We start from the raw sequence: 14,801 nt of genomic DNA on the forward strand, positions 1-14,801 counted from the left end.
TCCGCGCTATGCATCGCGGCTCCACGGCGCGAGCAAGGCGCGTCCTGCCGGCCAATCATCTAGGCCGGAGGAATCGGCATTCAAGTGGCCATGCGCGCCGGCGTCCACCAGCTTGGCACCCCAGGCACGCGTGATCCGCTCGCTGAATTCGAAGTCAGCATATGGATCGTTGCGACTGGCTACAACGAGTGTGGGAAATGGCAGTGCCTGCTGCAGCAACGTGAACTCCGCCGCCGCGGCGGGGAAAACCGGGCCGTCGGGGTCGGGCACCGCCACCAGCAGCGCGCCGCGGATGGATCGAGGGCGTTGGCTTGCCCAGTGCGCGACCAGCAGGCAGCCCAGACTATGCGCCGCGAGCACGCAATCGGGCCCGGCGTTCGCGACGGCGGCATCGAGCCGGGATAGCCAGGCATCCCGCTGCGGCTGGTTCCAATCGGCTTGTTCGACGCGGCGGGTATCGGCATGCAGCGCTTCCCAACGGCTTTGCCAATGCTCGGGGCCTGAGCCGCCGATGCCGGGGACAGTCAGCACGATCATGACTTTTCCTCGTCGCCGCGCTGCGCCGGTTGGTCCTCGCTTTGGCGCTGCGCGGACGTTTCTTCCCCCTGGCGCTGCGCAGCGACGCGCGCCATGGCGGCGGCGATCTTGGCTTTCTTTTCTGCTTCCAGCGCGGCGCGTTCGTCCACGCTCATTGCGGCGAGGCGCGCGGCCTCCATCTCGCGCTTCTGTTGCTTGGGGTCCGCCGGCGGCGGCGCCAGCGTGCCGGTCCGACGCGCCTTGGCGGTCGCCATCGCCTGGCGGATGCGCTCGGCGCGCAGCGCGGCGGCATCGTCCGAGCCAGCAGGCGTCGCCGCGGATTCGGTGAGGGCCGGCGCCGGCGTGGCTGGTTCGTTCTGCGCGGCGGCAACTGACGGCAAGACGGGGTCAGGGGTGTCGCCGGTGGCCGGCGTGCCGGCCCGGCGCGCGGCGGCGCGGGCCATGGCGGCGGCGATCTTGGCTTGTTTGTCGTCCATGCTGGGCGCTCCTTTCGATGCGGCTACGGTATCGCCTGCAGGCATAGAGGCGTTCGCTGCGCTGGCCTGCTCCACGGCCGTAGCGGCCTGCGCCGTCTTGGCTGCGGCTTCGGCTTTGCCCGCTGCCTGCTGCTTGGCCGCGGCAGCACGCGCGGCCAAGCGCTCGGCCTTTTCCTGCTTGTCGCGTTCCAGCCGGAACTGGCGGAAGGTGTGGCGCTCGCGGGCGAGATCCGCCGCCTGCTTGTCACGCTCGGCCGCCCAGATCTCGGACTTGGCGTAGCGATAATAATCGACCAGCCGGATATGACTGGGGCAGACGTAGGCGCAGGCGCCGCACTCGATGCAGTCGAACAGGTTACGCTCCTGCGCGCGGCCGAACTGCTTGCTGCGGGCAAACCAGTACAGATCCATCGGCTGCAGCTCGGCTGGGCAAGCATCGGCGCAGGCGCCGCAGCGTATGCACGGCATCTCGGCTGGTGCGCGCGGCAAGATGGCCTGGCTCTTGGCGAGCAGACAGTTGCCCGCCTTGGTGAGCCCGGCCGCGAGCGTAGGTAGCGCGAAACCCATCATCGGCCCGCCATAAATGCAGGCTTCCATCTCGTCGTGAGCGCCGGCGTGATGCAGCAGGAAGTCGAGCGGCGTGCCGAGCAGCGCCTCGACATTGCCGGGCTTGGCCACCGTGCCCGTCAGCGTGACGATGCGGCTGATCAGCGGCTCGCCGTGCTCCAGCGCGCGGTAAGCGGCGTAGACGGTGCCAACATTGAAGCACTGCACGCCCAGATCGGTGCTGCGCACGCCGGCCGCCACCTCCTTGCCAGTGAGGATGCGGATCAGCTGCTTGGCGCCGCCCGATGGGTAGATCGTCGGCACAGCGACGATGTCGATGGCGCTACCGCCGGCGGCCAGCCGCATCGCCTCGATGGCCTCGGGCTTGTTGTCCTCGATGCCGACCAGTACTTCGCTCGCCTGCGTGAGCTCGGCCAAGAGGGCGATGCCGGCGACGATTTCGCCGGCCCGTTCGCGCATCAGCCTGTCGTCGCAGCTGATATAGGGCTCGCACTCGGCGCCGTTGATCACCAGCGTTTGCAGCGCGCCCCCCGTGAGTTTGAGATGCGACGGAAACATGGCGCCACCGAGGCCAACCACACCCATGTCGCGCAGGTAGTCGCGGATCGCCCGGACATCGCCCGCGGCCAGCCAGTCGCGCCATGGCACCGGCTGGCGCTCCAGCCAGCGCTCTTCGCCGTCAGTGGCGATCACGATGCAGGGCGCGGCCAGCCCCGAAGGGTGGGCGCTGGGGCGCGGCTCGATGGCGAGCACCGTGCCCGAGCTCGACGCGTGCACGGCGGCCGATAGCGTACCGCTCGCCTGCGCGATCATCTGCCCCTTCAACACCCGCTCGCCGACCGCCACCAGCGGCTCGGCCGGGCTGCCGATATGCTGCGACAGCGCAATGATCAGTTGCGGCGGCAAGGGCGCAGGCTCGATCCGGCTGCCGTTCGACGCCATCTTGTGTTCGGGCGGGTGCACGCCGCCATGAAAGCGATGGAGCTGGCGCACGCTCATGCCACCACCTTGAGCGGGATGGTCGGGTAGCGCCAGGTGGGTATGGTGACCCCCACAGGCAGCATGGCGATGCAATCGACCGGACAGGGAGCGATGCACAGCTCGCAGCCGGTGCATTCGGCGGCGATCACCGTGTGCATATGCTTGGCCGCGCCGACGATGGCGTCGACCGGACAGGCCTGAATGCACAGGGTACAGCCGATGCAGCGCGCCTCGTCGATCACCGCCAGCGCGCGGGGCGCGGGCGCACCGTGCTCGGCATTCAGCGGCTTGTAGTCGCGCCCCAGTAGTTCAGCCAGCTTGCGCACGCCGTCATCGCCACCGGGCGGGCATTGGTTGATATCAGCCTCGTCGTTGGCAATGGCTTCGGCGTACGGTTTGCAGCCGGGGTAACCGCACTGACCGCATTGGGTCTGCGGCAGGATGGCGTCGATCTGCGCCGCGATCGGGTCACCTTCGACGCGAAAACGGACCGCCGCGAAGCCGAGCACTGCGCCCAGCAGCAGCGCGAGGCCCGCCATCAGCATCAGCGAGAGCCCCAGTGCGCTCATCGCACCATCCCGGCAAAGCCCATAAAGGCGAGGCTCATCAATCCAGCGGTGATCAGCGCGATGGGCGTACCGCGCAGCGCCTCGGGCACGTCCGCGCCCTCCAGCCGCTCGCGGACTGCGGCGAACAGGATCAGTACCAGCGAAAAGCCGACGGCCGAACCGAAACCGAACAGCAGTGATTCGGTGAAGCCATGCCGGGCCTGCGCATTGATCAGCGGCACGCCGAGCACCGCGCAGTTGGTGGTGATCAGCGGCAGATAGATGCCCAGCACCTGATACAGCACCGGGCTCATCTTGTGGATGAACATCTCGGTGAACTGCACGATGGCCGCGATCATCACGATAAAGGCCAGCGTGCGCAGGTATTCCAGCTGCCAGGCCACCAACAGCTGGTCGATGCACCAGCTCACTCCGGAACCAAGCGTCAGCACGAAAGCCGTCGCGAGGCCCATGCCGACCGACGCTTCCAGCTTCTTGGAAACCCCCATGAAGGGGCACAGGCCGAGGATGCGCGTCAGCACCACGTTGTTGACGAACACCGCGCCGACCAGCACCAGGAGATAGTGATTCAGTTCCATCGTCATCCGCGTGCGCACGGACAGGGCCGGGGCAACTAGTCGCGTTCAGAGCAAAACGGGGCCATCACCCCGCACCAGTCGAATCGAGCAACGCCGCGCCGGCGCCGCCCGTTTCGATCAGAAACGCGTGCGCGCGATCACTTCGGCGCAGTCGGCCACCAGCGCCGGGCCGTGATAGATCAGACCACTATAGAGCTGCACGAGGCTAGCCCCGGCGTGGATCTTATCGACCGCATCCTCGCCCGACAGAATGCCGCCGACGCCGATGATGGGCACTTCGCCCTGCAGCAGCTCGGCGAGCTCGCGGATCACGTGAGTGGACTTGGCACGCACCGGTGCCCCCGAAAGGCCACCGGCCTCGTTGCCATGCGGCACATGCTCGACGCCGACGCGCGACAGCGTGGTATTGGTGGCGATCACCGCATCGATCTTGCTGGCAACAAGCCGCTCGGCGATATCCTCGATCTGGTTGGCCTCCAGATCCGGCGCGATCTTCAGCGCCACCGGTACATAACGGCCATGCTGGTCCGCCAGCGCGATCTGCTTTTGCTTCAGCCGTGACAGGAGCTGGCCCAACTCGTCCGCCTGCTGCAACTGGCGCAGGTTCTTGGTGTTGGGGCTGGAGATATTGACCGTGACGTAGCTGGCGTACTCGTACACCTTTTCCAGCCCAATCAGGTAATCATCGGTGGCATTCTCGATCGGCGTATCGAAGTTCTTGCCGATATTGATGCCAAGGATGCCCTTGTACTGCGACTCGCGCACATTGGCGATCAGCGCATCGACCCCATCGTTGTTGAAACCCATGCGGTTGATGATGGCTTCGGCCTGGGGCAGGCGGAACAACCGCGGTTTGGGGTTGCCCGGTTGCGGCCGCGGCGTGACGGTGCCCACCTCGATGAAGCCGAAACCAAAATCGGCCAGCGCATCGATATGTTCGCCGTTCTTATCGAGCCCGGCCGCGAGGCCCACCGGATTGGGGAAGGTCAACCCCATCACTTGCACCGGATCGGGCTCGATGCTGGGCGTGAAGGCGCGCAGGAAGCCGAGCGAATGCAACGCATCGGCAGCTTTCAGGGTCAGGCGGTGCGAACGCTCGGCGTCGAGCATGAACACCAGCGGGCGAAACAGGCCGTACGCCATCATGCCCCCGCGCGGTTGACGCAAGCGTCGTAGGTGTTCTGCATCAGCGTGGCCACTGTCATCAGGCCGACGCCACCGGGCACCGGGGTGATCCAGCTGGCACGCTCAGCAGCGGCGGCGAATTCCACGTCGCCAACGAGCTTGCCAGTCTCGAGCCGGTTGATGCCGACGTCGATCACGATGGCGCCCGGCTTGATCCAGGCGCCCTTCACGAATTCGGGTATGCCGACGCCGGCCACCACCACATCGGCGCCGGCCACCTTGGCGGCCAGATCCTTCGTCTTGCTGTGGCAGACGGTGACCGTGGCGCGCGCCAGCAGCAGTTCCAGCGCTTGCGGGCGGCCGACGATATTGGACGCGCCGACGATCACCGCATCCTTGCCGACGAGATCGATGCCGGTACGCTCCAGCAGCGTCATCACGCCACGCGGGGTGCATGGGCGCAACAACGGCATCTTCAGCGCGAGGCGGCCGATGTTATAGGGGTGGAAACCATCGACATCCTTCACAGGATCGATCAGCTCGATGATCTTTTCGGCGTCCAGGTGCTTGGGCAGCGGCAGTTGCACCAGGATGCCATCGACGGCATCGTCGTCGTTCAGTTGCTGCACCAGCGCCAGCAGGTCTTCCTCGCGGGTATCGGCCGGCAGATCGTAGGCAATCGAAGTAATGCCGGCGTTTTCGCACTGCCGCTTCTTGTTGCCAACGTACACCTGGCTCGCCGGATCGCTACCGACGAGGACCACGGCCAACGCCGGTGCGCGATGGCCACCGGCCACGCGTGCGTCTACGCGAGCGCGCACGTCGCGTATGATTTCCTGCGAAATGACCTTGCCGTCGAGGATTTGTGCAGACATCGGGAAACTCCATGAAAACCGGCGTGATGCGCCGATCAATGCGAGAAAAGCGGGGGTAAACAGATAGGGCGTATTGTCGCATCCCTGCTTGAGCGGACAAACCCCGGCGCACCGATAGATTTGTTGCAGCATGCAACACGTGCCGTGGAATCACGCCCAGAAACCCCACGCGGCCGTTCAAGACCTGCGCAGCGCACGCGGTGCCGGGTTGCATTGGCAAGCGCGTGCGCGCTCACCAGCCGGTTTTATCGGCGACACGCAGCACCAGCCAGCCGCCAGCACGACGCCCAAGCCGACGTGCGCCTGCGGCGGAGATTGCTGCGCAGTGGCTTGACCGCTTTCCCGAATCCCGCTATATTCGCGCCTCTGTTCGGGGCGTAGCGCAGCCTGGTAGCGCATCTGCTTTGGGAGCAGAGGGTCGTGAGTTCGAATCCCACCGCCCCGACCAGACTTGTGAGATTTGGCATTTGGTAGAGCTGTTGCACCGGGCGCTCGTAGCTCAACCGGATAGAGCAACGGCCTTCTAAGCCGTAGGTTACAGGTTCGATTCCTGTCGAGCGCGCCAGACCTCGCATAAACCCAGTTTCAATCAGACGGCCAAAACCGGATGATGCACCGCTCAGCGGTGGCTGTAGCTCAGTTGGTAGAGTCCAGGATTGTGATTCCTGTCGTCGTGGGTTCGAGTCCCATCAGCCACCCCAGATAAAACCCCTTGAGAAATCAAGGGGTTTTTTCTTTTTTACCCGGTCTTAACGAGCCACTTAACGCCATTGCTTGCCCGGATGACTGCCTTACTCACTTTGCGGCAGGTCGGTCAACAAGTCATCGACGACAACATATAACCCTCCCCCCAAAAAAAGCCGGTCAATGACCGGCATTGGGGGAACAGGCGCGGGAGCTAGCCCGGGTTGGTAGCCACCTGACGCTTCTGCTTGAACAGGTAGCCGATGCCGAGCACCACAAGCCAGGCTGGGATCAGTTCGACCGAGATCCGGGTGCCGTCGTTCATAGACATGATCACCAGAATGGCGGCCATAAAGCTGAGGCAGAGGTAGTTGCCAAACGGACTCCACAGCGCCTTGAACTTGGTGGTGACGCCCTCGGCGCCCTTGGCCTTGCGGAACTTGAGGTGCGCCAGACTGATCATGGCCCAGTTGATGACCAGGGCAGAGACCACCAGGGACATCAAGAGGCCGAAGGCCTTGCCCGGGATCAGGTAGTTGATCAGCACGCACAGCAAGGTGGCGGCAGCCGAGATGGTGAGGGCTGTCAGGGGAACACCGCGCTTGTTGGTCTTGAGCAGCGCCTTGGGGCCGTTACCCTGTTTGGCGAGGCCAAACAGCATGCGGCTGTTGCAGTAGACGCAGCTGTTGTAGACCGAGAGCGCGGCGGTCAATACCACCAAGTTCAGCACGTTGGCCACCAGCTCGCTGTCCAGCGCGTGGAAGATCATTACAAACGGGCTACCCCCTTCCACCACCTTGCCCCAGGGATAGAGCGAGAGCAGCACGGTCAGGGCGCCGATATAAAAGATGAGGATGCGGTAGATCACCTGATTGGTGGCCTTGGGGATGCTCTTTTCGGGATCATCGGCCTCTGCTGCTGTGATGCCGACCAGCTCCAGCCCACCGAAGGAGAACATGATGATGGCCATGGCCATCACCAGACCGTGCACCCCATTGGGGAAGAAGCCGCCCTGGGCCCAGAGGTTGCTGACCGTGGCTTCGGGGCCACCGCTGCCGGAGAACAGCATCCAGCCGCCGAAGCCTATCATGCCGACGATGGCCACCACCTTGATGATGGCGAACCAGAATTCCATCTCGCCGAACGCCTTGACGTTGGTGAGGTTGATGGCGTTGATCAGCACGAAGAAGAAAGCCGCCGACATCCAGGTGGGGATCTCGGGCCACCAGTACTGCACATAGATGCCGACCGCCGTCAGCTCGGCCATGCTCACCAACACATAGAGCACCCAGTAGTTCCAGCCCGAGGCGAAACCGGCGAAGTCACCCCAGTACTTGTAGGCGAAGTGGCTGAAGGAGCCGGCAACCGGCTCTTCCACCACCATTTCGCCGAGTTGGCGCATGATGAGGAAGGCGATGAAACCGCCGATGGCGTAGCCGAGCAGCACCGAGGGGCCCGCCATCTTGATGGTGTCGGCGATGCCAAGAAACAGGCCGGTACCGATGGCACCGCCCAATGCAATGAGCTGGATATGGCGGTTTTTCAGGCCGCGCTTCAGCTCTTCGCCATTCTGTTGAAGACTCATTCTTCCATCCTTACGCCGAAAAAATCACTCGTAAGAGTTGTTGACCCACCTACCGATGCTCAACTGACCCATCCAAAAGTCATATTTCCAATACGATATGCTTCGCTGGTTTTCTGCGTATTGCCATGGGTCAATTGACCCTTGCGACTTCACGCCATTGCTTGCCTGGATGACTTCCTGAACCCCATACCGCCCAAACCCGCCACCAGCGCCGACGGCCATGCCTTGAAATACGCGCGGACCGTCGAGGTTCTGCTGGGCCACCTTGAACGCGCCATTTTCACCGCCTGGCCGCAAGAGCGCGCTTCACGGCCGTGCCACTTGCCCACTCGGTGTTCCGGCACCGCCTTCACGACGGACGGCGGATCCGGGGCCAGCTCTGCGACGGGACTGGAATCCCGCTCCGAGCGGCCGATGACAACCATGGTCATCACCAAACTTGCAGCGATGGGATATTCATCACTTGCAGTGCATAAAGCGGGTAACTAGCCACCATGCAATCAAGCACGCCGCGGCAAGGGCTGCAGCGCCAGGCGGATAAAGCAAGCCCATCGCCAATGCGTCGTCGTCAGAAGGATGGCTATTGAAGTACCAGAGCATCAGCACGGGAAAGATATTCATCACCAACAAGGTGATCAGAAGCCCTACGCGGCGCAATCTCTTAAAGAAGGCCAACATGGCAAGTAGAAATAACGGCGCAGCCAAAAACAGATAGTTACTCAGAAAATGACCGTTTGTGATGGATTCAGATCTAAGAAAAAAAAATGTTGCCACAGCGACCGCCGGGAAAGAAAGCAATGTGGCGAGCAGCGCCCAGAAGGCAGTCTTGGGAATTCCACCTGATTTCGCGCGATAGTTTGGCATGGGCACTAGCGATTAAAGTGAGGGGCGTCGCTTGGCCAGACAGGCGACAAGCGCTCGATGCAATGGTCAGGTGCCTGAGACTGCACCAAAACCACTGCGACTTAGCCTGCATGGCGAGCGAAGCGGAAAACACGCCAAGTTTGCTCCTCACTCTTATGGAGTACGACGCTGAGCAGACACGGCCCCGTGAACTCAACTTGAACCTGCGCATATCCACTTCCCTGCCGTAAACGAGGCGGCGAATCCGGTTTCCATTTGACTGGAACGGAACTGAATAGGCCAGCCGACCACGCCCACAGAACTCCAGGCGGGATATTGCCCTCAGCTCATCGGGCGTCCGACCTACGTAGCCTTGCTTGACCGTCAACTCAAAGGCCTGTTGGAACTGCCGCGCTTCCAACTTCTGAAGGAAGTCTTGAGCCACCTGTATTGCAGCCACCGGGGGTGCTCAGACTTGGCCCACCAAACGGCAGCGCCGACTGTCGATACAGCGAGCACCACTGCTGCAAAAATTGACCACCCGGACCTTAACTGCACTTTTGAATCACCTAAAGAAAAAAATAGGGCCTTTTCGTCCCGGATGAGCGGGAGGAGGTCAAGGTCAGCGCGCCGGATGATCGCTGCTTACAGCATAGTTATGCCGACATGAGCCTCAGGCATATTGGCATGCCAGCCTTCTTAACCGTAGATGCAGCCCCCTTGGCAACTTCTTACCGCCTCAACTGGTGATAGCCACAACCTACCGTGAGTAGTCGATTGGTGACTCAGTCAATGTCTACTGTTCGGCCTGCGCCGCCGTTGCTTACAAATATCAATCCGGGAGCCCGTGTAACTGCGCTCAGCGAGCGATCAAGCGCTTATAAGGCGCTGCGACTTTGTGTTTTCATCATGCCCGGCACTACGCTTCTGACGCCGGCTTCAAACCGGGTTGAACTGAAACGGATTGCTGCAATGCAACGTAAATCCGTGCGTAAGTTGCTGACTAATTTGTATTTTTTGCGCGGTACACCTCCACCTCTCATGCACTGAAATTCAACGTCTGTCGGTTGCAACCGTGTAGTTAAGATCAATGGGCTACGGCTGTAGCCCGCGTTGCCAGCCAATGCTCGCCTTGGCGAAGGCACGCTGTAGGGTGTTGCATTTACTTGTGTCAGTTTTCGGTTCAAACAACCATGACAGCGCTTTCAAAAAGTGTGACCAGAACCGGAGGAACAATTAAATGCAAGGCAAGAACAAGTATGAAGTAGGCCGGCAACGCTTGCTGGCGTTGACGATGGCGGCCATCACCGCGATTCCGGCGCCGCTGGTGGCAGTGGGGTTGGCGGCGATTGCTCCCGCAGCCCACGCGGCAGCGACCACCGGCTACACGCAGCTTGCGGGTGGCAAGGTCCAGTTTTATGTGAATGGTGCTGCATGGGTGGATATCCACTACACCGTCGCGGGTGGCGGCCAGCTGAATGTGCGCATGACCAATAGCGGCACCAACAACACCTATACCGTGAGCGGTATCCCCACTAACGCAAAGGTCACCTATTCCTTCACGATAGGCGCGAGCGACGGTTCCGCGATCGATACCGCATGGTCCAGCTTTAACTATACCGGCGCCGCCACGACGCCCACACCGGCACCCACACCCGTACCCACGCCAGTCCCGACCCCGGCACCAACACCGGTGCCGACGCCGACGCCGACGCCATCAGCGTCTTATGGTGCAACGAAGTTGAGTGGTGGTGTCGTCGCGTTCTATGCCAATGGTGGGAACTGGGCGGACATTCATTACACGGTGAATGGCGGCGGTCAGATCAATGTGCGCATGGTCAATAGCGGCACCAACAATACGTACCAGATCACTGGCGTGCCGGCCAACGCCACCATCGTCTATTGGTACACCATCGGCCAGGCCAACGGCTCCGCCGTAGATACCCCGAAACAGACCCTCACCTACACCGGATCTCCCGCAACGCCGACGCCAACTTCGGTGCCGACTCCAGCCCCTACACCCGCGCCTACACCCGGCCCTACTCCCGCGCCGACGCCTGTACCAACGCCGGCCCCTACACCAACGCAAGTACCGTCGACACCCACTTCTGACACGCCAGACTTTGGTTCCAATGTGCAGATTTTTGACACCAGCACGCCGATCGGAACCATCCAGACTGCATTGAACAACGCCTTCAACCCGCAGCTTAGAAACCCCGATGCACAGTTTGGCCCGCAACGTTATGCCTTTATGTTCAAGCCGGGCACCTATCGCGGCGTCTATGCCAATCTGGGCTTTTATATGTCGGTGATGGGCCTGGGCAAGCATCCTGACGATGTGACGCTGACCGGTAACGTGAATGTCGACAGCGGCTGGAACTACGGCGACATCTCCAATGCCACGCAGAATTTCTGGCGGTCGGCAGAAAACATGGCCATCGTTCCGGACGGCGGTACGAATCGTTGGGCCGTCTCGCAAGCGGCGCCGATGCGGCGTATCCATGTCATGGGTAACCTGCACCTCGGGCCTTCCAACCAGGGCGATGGCCAAGGCTATGCCAGTGGCGGCTATCTTGCGGACAGCAAAGTGGATGGCAGCATCAGCTCGGGTTCGCAACAACAGTGGTACACCCGTGACAGCAATATTGGCGTTTGGTATGACGGCGTGTGGAATATGGTGTTCTCTGGCGTAGCCGGCGCACCTGCACAATCGTTCCCCGCGGTTTATGGCACCGCCAGTCCGTACACGACGCTGGCCACGACGCCGGTATCCCGCGAAAAGCCGTATCTGTATTTCGACACGGCATCGGGCAAATACCTGGTGTTCGTACCGGCATTGCGCACCAACGCTTCCGGCGCAAGTTGGGCGAATGGTTCAACGGCGGGTACAGCCATTCCGATGAGCAAGTTCTACGTTGCGAAGCCCACGGACACATCGGCCACCATCAACGCTGCACTGGCGCAAGGCCTGAACCTGTTCTTTACGCCAGGTACGTATCAGTTGTCGGCACCTATCCATATCACCCGGGCAGAAACCGTGGTGCTGGGTATAGGCTTCCCGACCCTGGTGCCCAGCAACGGTGTGACCGCCATGCAAGTGGATGATGTCAACGGCGTGCGCATTGCCGGCCTTCTGTTTGATGCCGGCACAGTGAACAGCGCATCGTTGCTGACCGTGGGCCCGGCCGGATCATCGGCAAACCATGCTGCCAATCCGACCACGATTCAGGACGTGTACTTCCGCATCGGCGGCGCTGTGGCAGGGAAGGCCACCAACAGCCTGACGGTGAACAGCAACGACGTGATCCTCGATCATATCTGGGCATGGCGTGCCGATCATGGCATCTCGCCGACCGGGTGGACCGTGAACCCGGGCGAAACGGGCGTGATCGTGAACGGGAATAACGTGTTGGCGACCGGCCTGTTTGTCGAGCATTACCAGAAGCACAACGTCGTGTGGAACGGTCAGGGCGGCAAGACCATCTTCTTCCAGAACGAACTGCCCTATGACGTACCCAACCAGGCCTCCTGGATGAGCACACCCACCACCAATGGCTACGCCGCCTATTATGTGGCCAGCCACGTGACTTCACACACGGGTTACGGCATGGGTAGCTACTGCTACTTCAACGTGAACCCTGACGTGAATGCATACCACGGCTTTGAAGTGCCCAATGTGCCCGGTGTGTCGCTGCACGACGTATTTACGGTGTCGCTGGGCGGCGTGGGTACCATCACGCATGTGGTCAACAACGTAGGCGGTATGGCGCAGGGCGTTTCGACCCAACCGCAGAACGTGCTGAACTACCCCTGATCTGGCACTGGATCAGCCAGGGGCGGCGTAACTACCAGGCCCTCCTGGCCCATAGCCATAAGGGACTCAGCCTGATGATGAACCCCGCATCGCAAGATGCGGGGTTTTGTTTTACCCAGGCTGCCCGACGCAATCATGCTGAAACACCCTGGTTTTCATGGCCAGTCCATGGCCGCTTTCCGGGGTAGAGCAAACTTGAGCTGCCGGGCGCATCAACTGACCTCCCCCTGGCTAACCGAGCGGTCGAACCTAGAGATTCCCAGCTTCAAGGTGGGCGAGTCGGAACTCGCTCGGGGTCAGGTCTCCCAGCGAACTGTGCGGCCTGAATTCGTTGTAATCCGGTCGCCATCGTTCGATCTTGTCACGCGCATCATCCAGCGACAGAAACCAGTGCACGTTCAGGCACTCGTCCCGCTGACTGCCGTTGAATGACTCGATAAACGCATTATCCGTGGGTTTGCCAGGACGCGAGAAGTCCAGCGTCACCCCATGCGCATACGCCCATTGATCCAGCGCCACCGAAATGAATTCGCTGCCATTATCGACCCGAATCCGCTGCGGTAGCCCGCGCAGCGCTTGCACATGCCGCATCGTCGCCACCACGTCAGCGGCTTTCAACGCAAAATCCACCGTGATCGCCAGACTCTCCCGGCTAAAATTATCGACCACAGTTAACGCCCGGATTTTCTGGCCGTTGAACAACGGATCGGCGACGAAATCCATGCTCCAGCACGCGTTCAAGCTGGAGTCACCGGTCGCTCCTGTCGGTGCGCGGCGGCCACACGGCGTCTCGGTCGTTTACGCCGCAGATTCAGCCCTTCCTCGCAGTAAATCCGGTAGGTCTTCTTGTGATTGATCAGCCAGCCCTCGCGCCGCAGCAGTACGTGGATACGTCGCGCCCCATACCGGATACGCGTGGCGGCAACCTCCCGGATCCGCTGGCGCTCGGCGCGATCATCGCGTGGCCGTGGCCGATAAAAATAGGTGCCTTGGCGCAGTTGAATGACTGCCGTGGCGCGTCGAATGCTGACGCGGTAGGCGCCAATCAGGAAGTTCGCCAGCTCGCGTTTGCGAGCCGGCTTCACAGTTTTTTTTGGATGACCTCCTGCAGCATCTGCTTGTCCAGGCTCAGGTCGGCCACCATGCGCTTGAGGCGGGCGTTTTCTTCTTCCAGCTGTTTCAATCGTCGCAGCTCGGTCACGCCAAGACCGCCGTACTTCTTCTTCCAGTTGTAGAAGGTCGCTTCGCTCACGCCCATCTTGCGGCATACCTCCGCAACCGTCGTGCCCGACTCGGCCTGGCGCAGCGCAAACGCGATCTGCTCTTCGGTGAACTTCGATTTTTTCATGACAAATCTCCTGCCCGGATGGGCTCAAATTTGCCAGAGATCTCTACTTTCCAACGCTACGGTTTTTCGGGAGGAGGTCACAATGAAAACAATTTATCTATTATTTATTTCTATCACCTTCAGCACCACTCTCGCTTTTGCAGAGTCTCGCCCTTTGGCAAGTAGAGAATCGGCGAAAAGATACGCACAGGCAACTCACTTTGAAAACGTCGTACTTGAAGTGCTGGGCTCTTACGTATGATCCTCTGAAATCCCCATGAATCAAAGGATAGCGACGGCAAAGTTTGTCCGAAGCCATTTGGACGAGAAAAAATTCTAGGCATATATATAGATATTCTGGTATCTGAGCACACCACCGAAGAGCTAAATGCACTTGCCGATATTTACTCAAGCCCGATTGCTTTTAATTTTCGTTCGAAACACCTAGCTGTAAAAGACAATTACTGGATATTTGACGGAGAATATCGGCGTACGACAAAGCAAGCACAAGCATCTGCCGAGTTGGAAGTGCAAGAAGCCGAGGCTAGATTAGATAAGAATGAAGCAGAGCTTCAGCCAGAGATCGAACAATCAATCCTTTCGGCTGTGGCTACGACGGTATTAGCTCCATCTCCACCGAGCTGGCCAGCCCGCCCCCGCCCAAGGCGTGGGCAACTCTCACCACCAGCCAGCCCTCACCGTCGATTTCTGGCTTGAAACCCGATACCGTGACCGGAGTTTCCGGGTATAGGTTCGGCCGGCCGTGTGCCAGGGCTGACGAAAACTGCGTGGTGTATGTCGCTATGCTAGCCTGACTTACCCGGGGTTTTCCTTAGGCCC

The 14,801-nt window shown here is 60.9% G+C and carries 10 protein-coding genes, 3 tRNA genes and 1 pseudogene; 5 read left to right on the forward strand and 9 right to left on the reverse strand.

Annotated features, from left to right (window positions below; all coding sequences use genetic code 11):
• Positions 1 to 6: 6 nt before the first annotated feature.
• From NLI84_RS01900 to folD, 6 genes are all read right to left on the reverse strand, one after another.
• The gene (locus NLI84_RS01900) at positions 7 to 537 is read right to left on the reverse strand and encodes an RBBP9/YdeN family alpha/beta hydrolase (RefSeq protein ID WP_255987799.1); all 531 of its coding nucleotides are present in this window, start codon (positions 535 to 537) and stop codon (positions 7 to 9) included.
• On the reverse strand, positions 534 to 2,579 hold the full coding sequence (rsxC, locus tag NLI84_RS01905) for an electron transport complex subunit RsxC (protein ID WP_255987800.1): 2,046 nt from the start codon (positions 2,577 to 2,579) through the stop codon (positions 534 to 536). The genes NLI84_RS01900 and rsxC overlap by 4 nt, the downstream gene beginning before the upstream one ends.
• Complete coding sequence (gene rsxB / locus NLI84_RS01910; RefSeq protein WP_255987802.1) at positions 2,576 to 3,130, reverse strand: electron transport complex subunit RsxB; 555 nt, start codon at positions 3,128 to 3,130, stop codon at positions 2,576 to 2,578. Before rsxB ends, rsxC begins: the two co-directional genes overlap by 4 nt.
• Positions 3,127 to 3,708, reverse strand: a complete 582-nt coding sequence (gene rsxA, locus NLI84_RS01915) for an electron transport complex subunit RsxA (RefSeq protein ID WP_255987804.1) — start codon at positions 3,706 to 3,708, stop codon at positions 3,127 to 3,129. The genes rsxB and rsxA overlap by 4 nt, the downstream gene beginning before the upstream one ends.
• A gap of 117 nt (positions 3,709 to 3,825) precedes the next feature.
• Positions 3,826 to 4,851 (reverse strand): quinone-dependent dihydroorotate dehydrogenase, encoded by a 1,026-nt coding sequence (locus tag NLI84_RS01920; RefSeq protein WP_255987901.1) that lies wholly within the window; start codon positions 4,849 to 4,851, stop codon positions 3,826 to 3,828.
• Positions 4,851 to 5,708 carry a bifunctional methylenetetrahydrofolate dehydrogenase/methenyltetrahydrofolate cyclohydrolase FolD gene (gene folD, locus NLI84_RS01925; RefSeq protein ID WP_255987805.1) on the reverse strand — a complete coding sequence of 286 codons (858 nt, stop codon included), beginning with the start codon at positions 5,706 to 5,708 and terminating at the stop codon, positions 4,851 to 4,853. Before folD ends, NLI84_RS01920 begins: the two co-directional genes overlap by 1 nt.
• Positions 5,709 to 6,079: 371 nt before the next feature.
• Between folD and NLI84_RS01930 the strand changes: the two genes are divergently transcribed.
• From NLI84_RS01930 to NLI84_RS01940, 3 genes are all read left to right on the forward strand, one after another.
• Positions 6,080 to 6,156 (forward strand) — tRNA-Pro (locus tag NLI84_RS01930).
• Between the two features lie 40 nt (positions 6,157 to 6,196).
• Positions 6,197 to 6,273, forward strand: a tRNA-Arg gene (locus NLI84_RS01935).
• Positions 6,274 to 6,333: 60 nt separating this feature from the next.
• A tRNA-His gene (locus tag NLI84_RS01940) sits at positions 6,334 to 6,409 on the forward strand.
• Positions 6,410 to 6,606: 197 nt separating this feature from the next.
• Here the strand turns inward: NLI84_RS01940 and NLI84_RS01945 are convergent.
• Entirely contained in the window at positions 6,607 to 7,977 is a 1,371-nt protein-coding gene (locus tag NLI84_RS01945; RefSeq protein ID WP_255987806.1) for an amino acid permease, read from the reverse strand.
• A gap of 459 nt (positions 7,978 to 8,436) precedes the next feature.
• Positions 8,437 to 8,841, reverse strand: coding sequence for a hypothetical protein (locus NLI84_RS01950; protein WP_255987808.1), 405 nt, complete (start codon positions 8,839 to 8,841; stop codon positions 8,437 to 8,439).
• A gap of 1,273 nt (positions 8,842 to 10,114) precedes the next feature.
• Between NLI84_RS01950 and NLI84_RS01955 the strand changes: the two genes are divergently transcribed.
• A complete protein-coding gene (locus NLI84_RS01955; RefSeq protein WP_255987809.1) occupies positions 10,115 to 12,634 on the forward strand; it encodes a pectate lyase-like domain-containing protein in 2,520 nt (839 codons plus the stop codon).
• Between the two features lie 249 nt (positions 12,635 to 12,883).
• On the opposite strand, the pseudogene NLI84_RS01960 reads toward NLI84_RS01955, so the two are convergent.
• Positions 12,884 to 13,982: pseudogene (locus NLI84_RS01960) on the reverse strand (IS3 family transposase).
• A gap of 82 nt (positions 13,983 to 14,064) precedes the next feature.
• On the opposite strand from NLI84_RS01960, the gene NLI84_RS01965 reads away from it, so the two are divergent.
• Positions 14,065 to 14,223 carry a hypothetical protein gene (locus tag NLI84_RS01965; protein ID WP_255987811.1) on the forward strand — a complete coding sequence of 53 codons (159 nt, stop codon included), beginning with the start codon at positions 14,065 to 14,067 and terminating at the stop codon, positions 14,221 to 14,223.
• Positions 14,224 to 14,801 lie beyond the last annotated feature (578 nt).

Source organism: Chitinolyticbacter albus, assembly GCF_024437655.1.
In the GTDB taxonomy this organism is placed as follows: Bacteria; Pseudomonadota; Gammaproteobacteria; order Burkholderiales; family Chitinibacteraceae; genus Chitinolyticbacter; species Chitinolyticbacter albus.

What these genes read in the sequence shown, in the direction of transcription:
- NLI84_RS01900 (WP_255987799.1), bottom strand. Translation starts at nt 537, where the DNA reads ATGATCGTGCTGACTGTCCCCGGCATCGGCGGCTCAGGCCCCGAGCAT.
- rsxC (WP_255987800.1), bottom strand. Translation starts at nt 2,579, where the DNA reads ATGAGCGTGCGCCAGCTCCATCGCTTTCATGGCGGCGTGCACCCGCCC.
- rsxB (WP_255987802.1), bottom strand. Translation starts at nt 3,130, where the DNA reads ATGAGCGCACTGGGGCTCTCGCTGATGCTGATGGCGGGCCTCGCGCTG.
- rsxA (WP_255987804.1), bottom strand. Translation starts at nt 3,708, where the DNA reads ATGGAACTGAATCACTATCTCCTGGTGCTGGTCGGCGCGGTGTTCGTC.
- NLI84_RS01920 (WP_255987901.1), bottom strand. Translation starts at nt 4,851, where the DNA reads ATGGCGTACGGCCTGTTTCGCCCGCTGGTGTTCATGCTCGACGCCGAG.
- folD (WP_255987805.1), bottom strand. Translation starts at nt 5,708, where the DNA reads ATGTCTGCACAAATCCTCGACGGCAAGGTCATTTCGCAGGAAATCATA.
- NLI84_RS01945 (WP_255987806.1), bottom strand. Translation starts at nt 7,977, where the DNA reads ATGAGTCTTCAACAGAATGGCGAAGAGCTGAAGCGCGGCCTGAAAAAC.
- NLI84_RS01950 (WP_255987808.1), bottom strand. Translation starts at nt 8,841, where the DNA reads ATGCCAAACTATCGCGCGAAATCAGGTGGAATTCCCAAGACTGCCTTC.
- NLI84_RS01955 (WP_255987809.1), top strand. Translation starts at nt 10,115, where the DNA reads ATGGCGGCCATCACCGCGATTCCGGCGCCGCTGGTGGCAGTGGGGTTG.
- NLI84_RS01965 (WP_255987811.1), top strand. Translation starts at nt 14,065, where the DNA reads ATGAAAACAATTTATCTATTATTTATTTCTATCACCTTCAGCACCACT.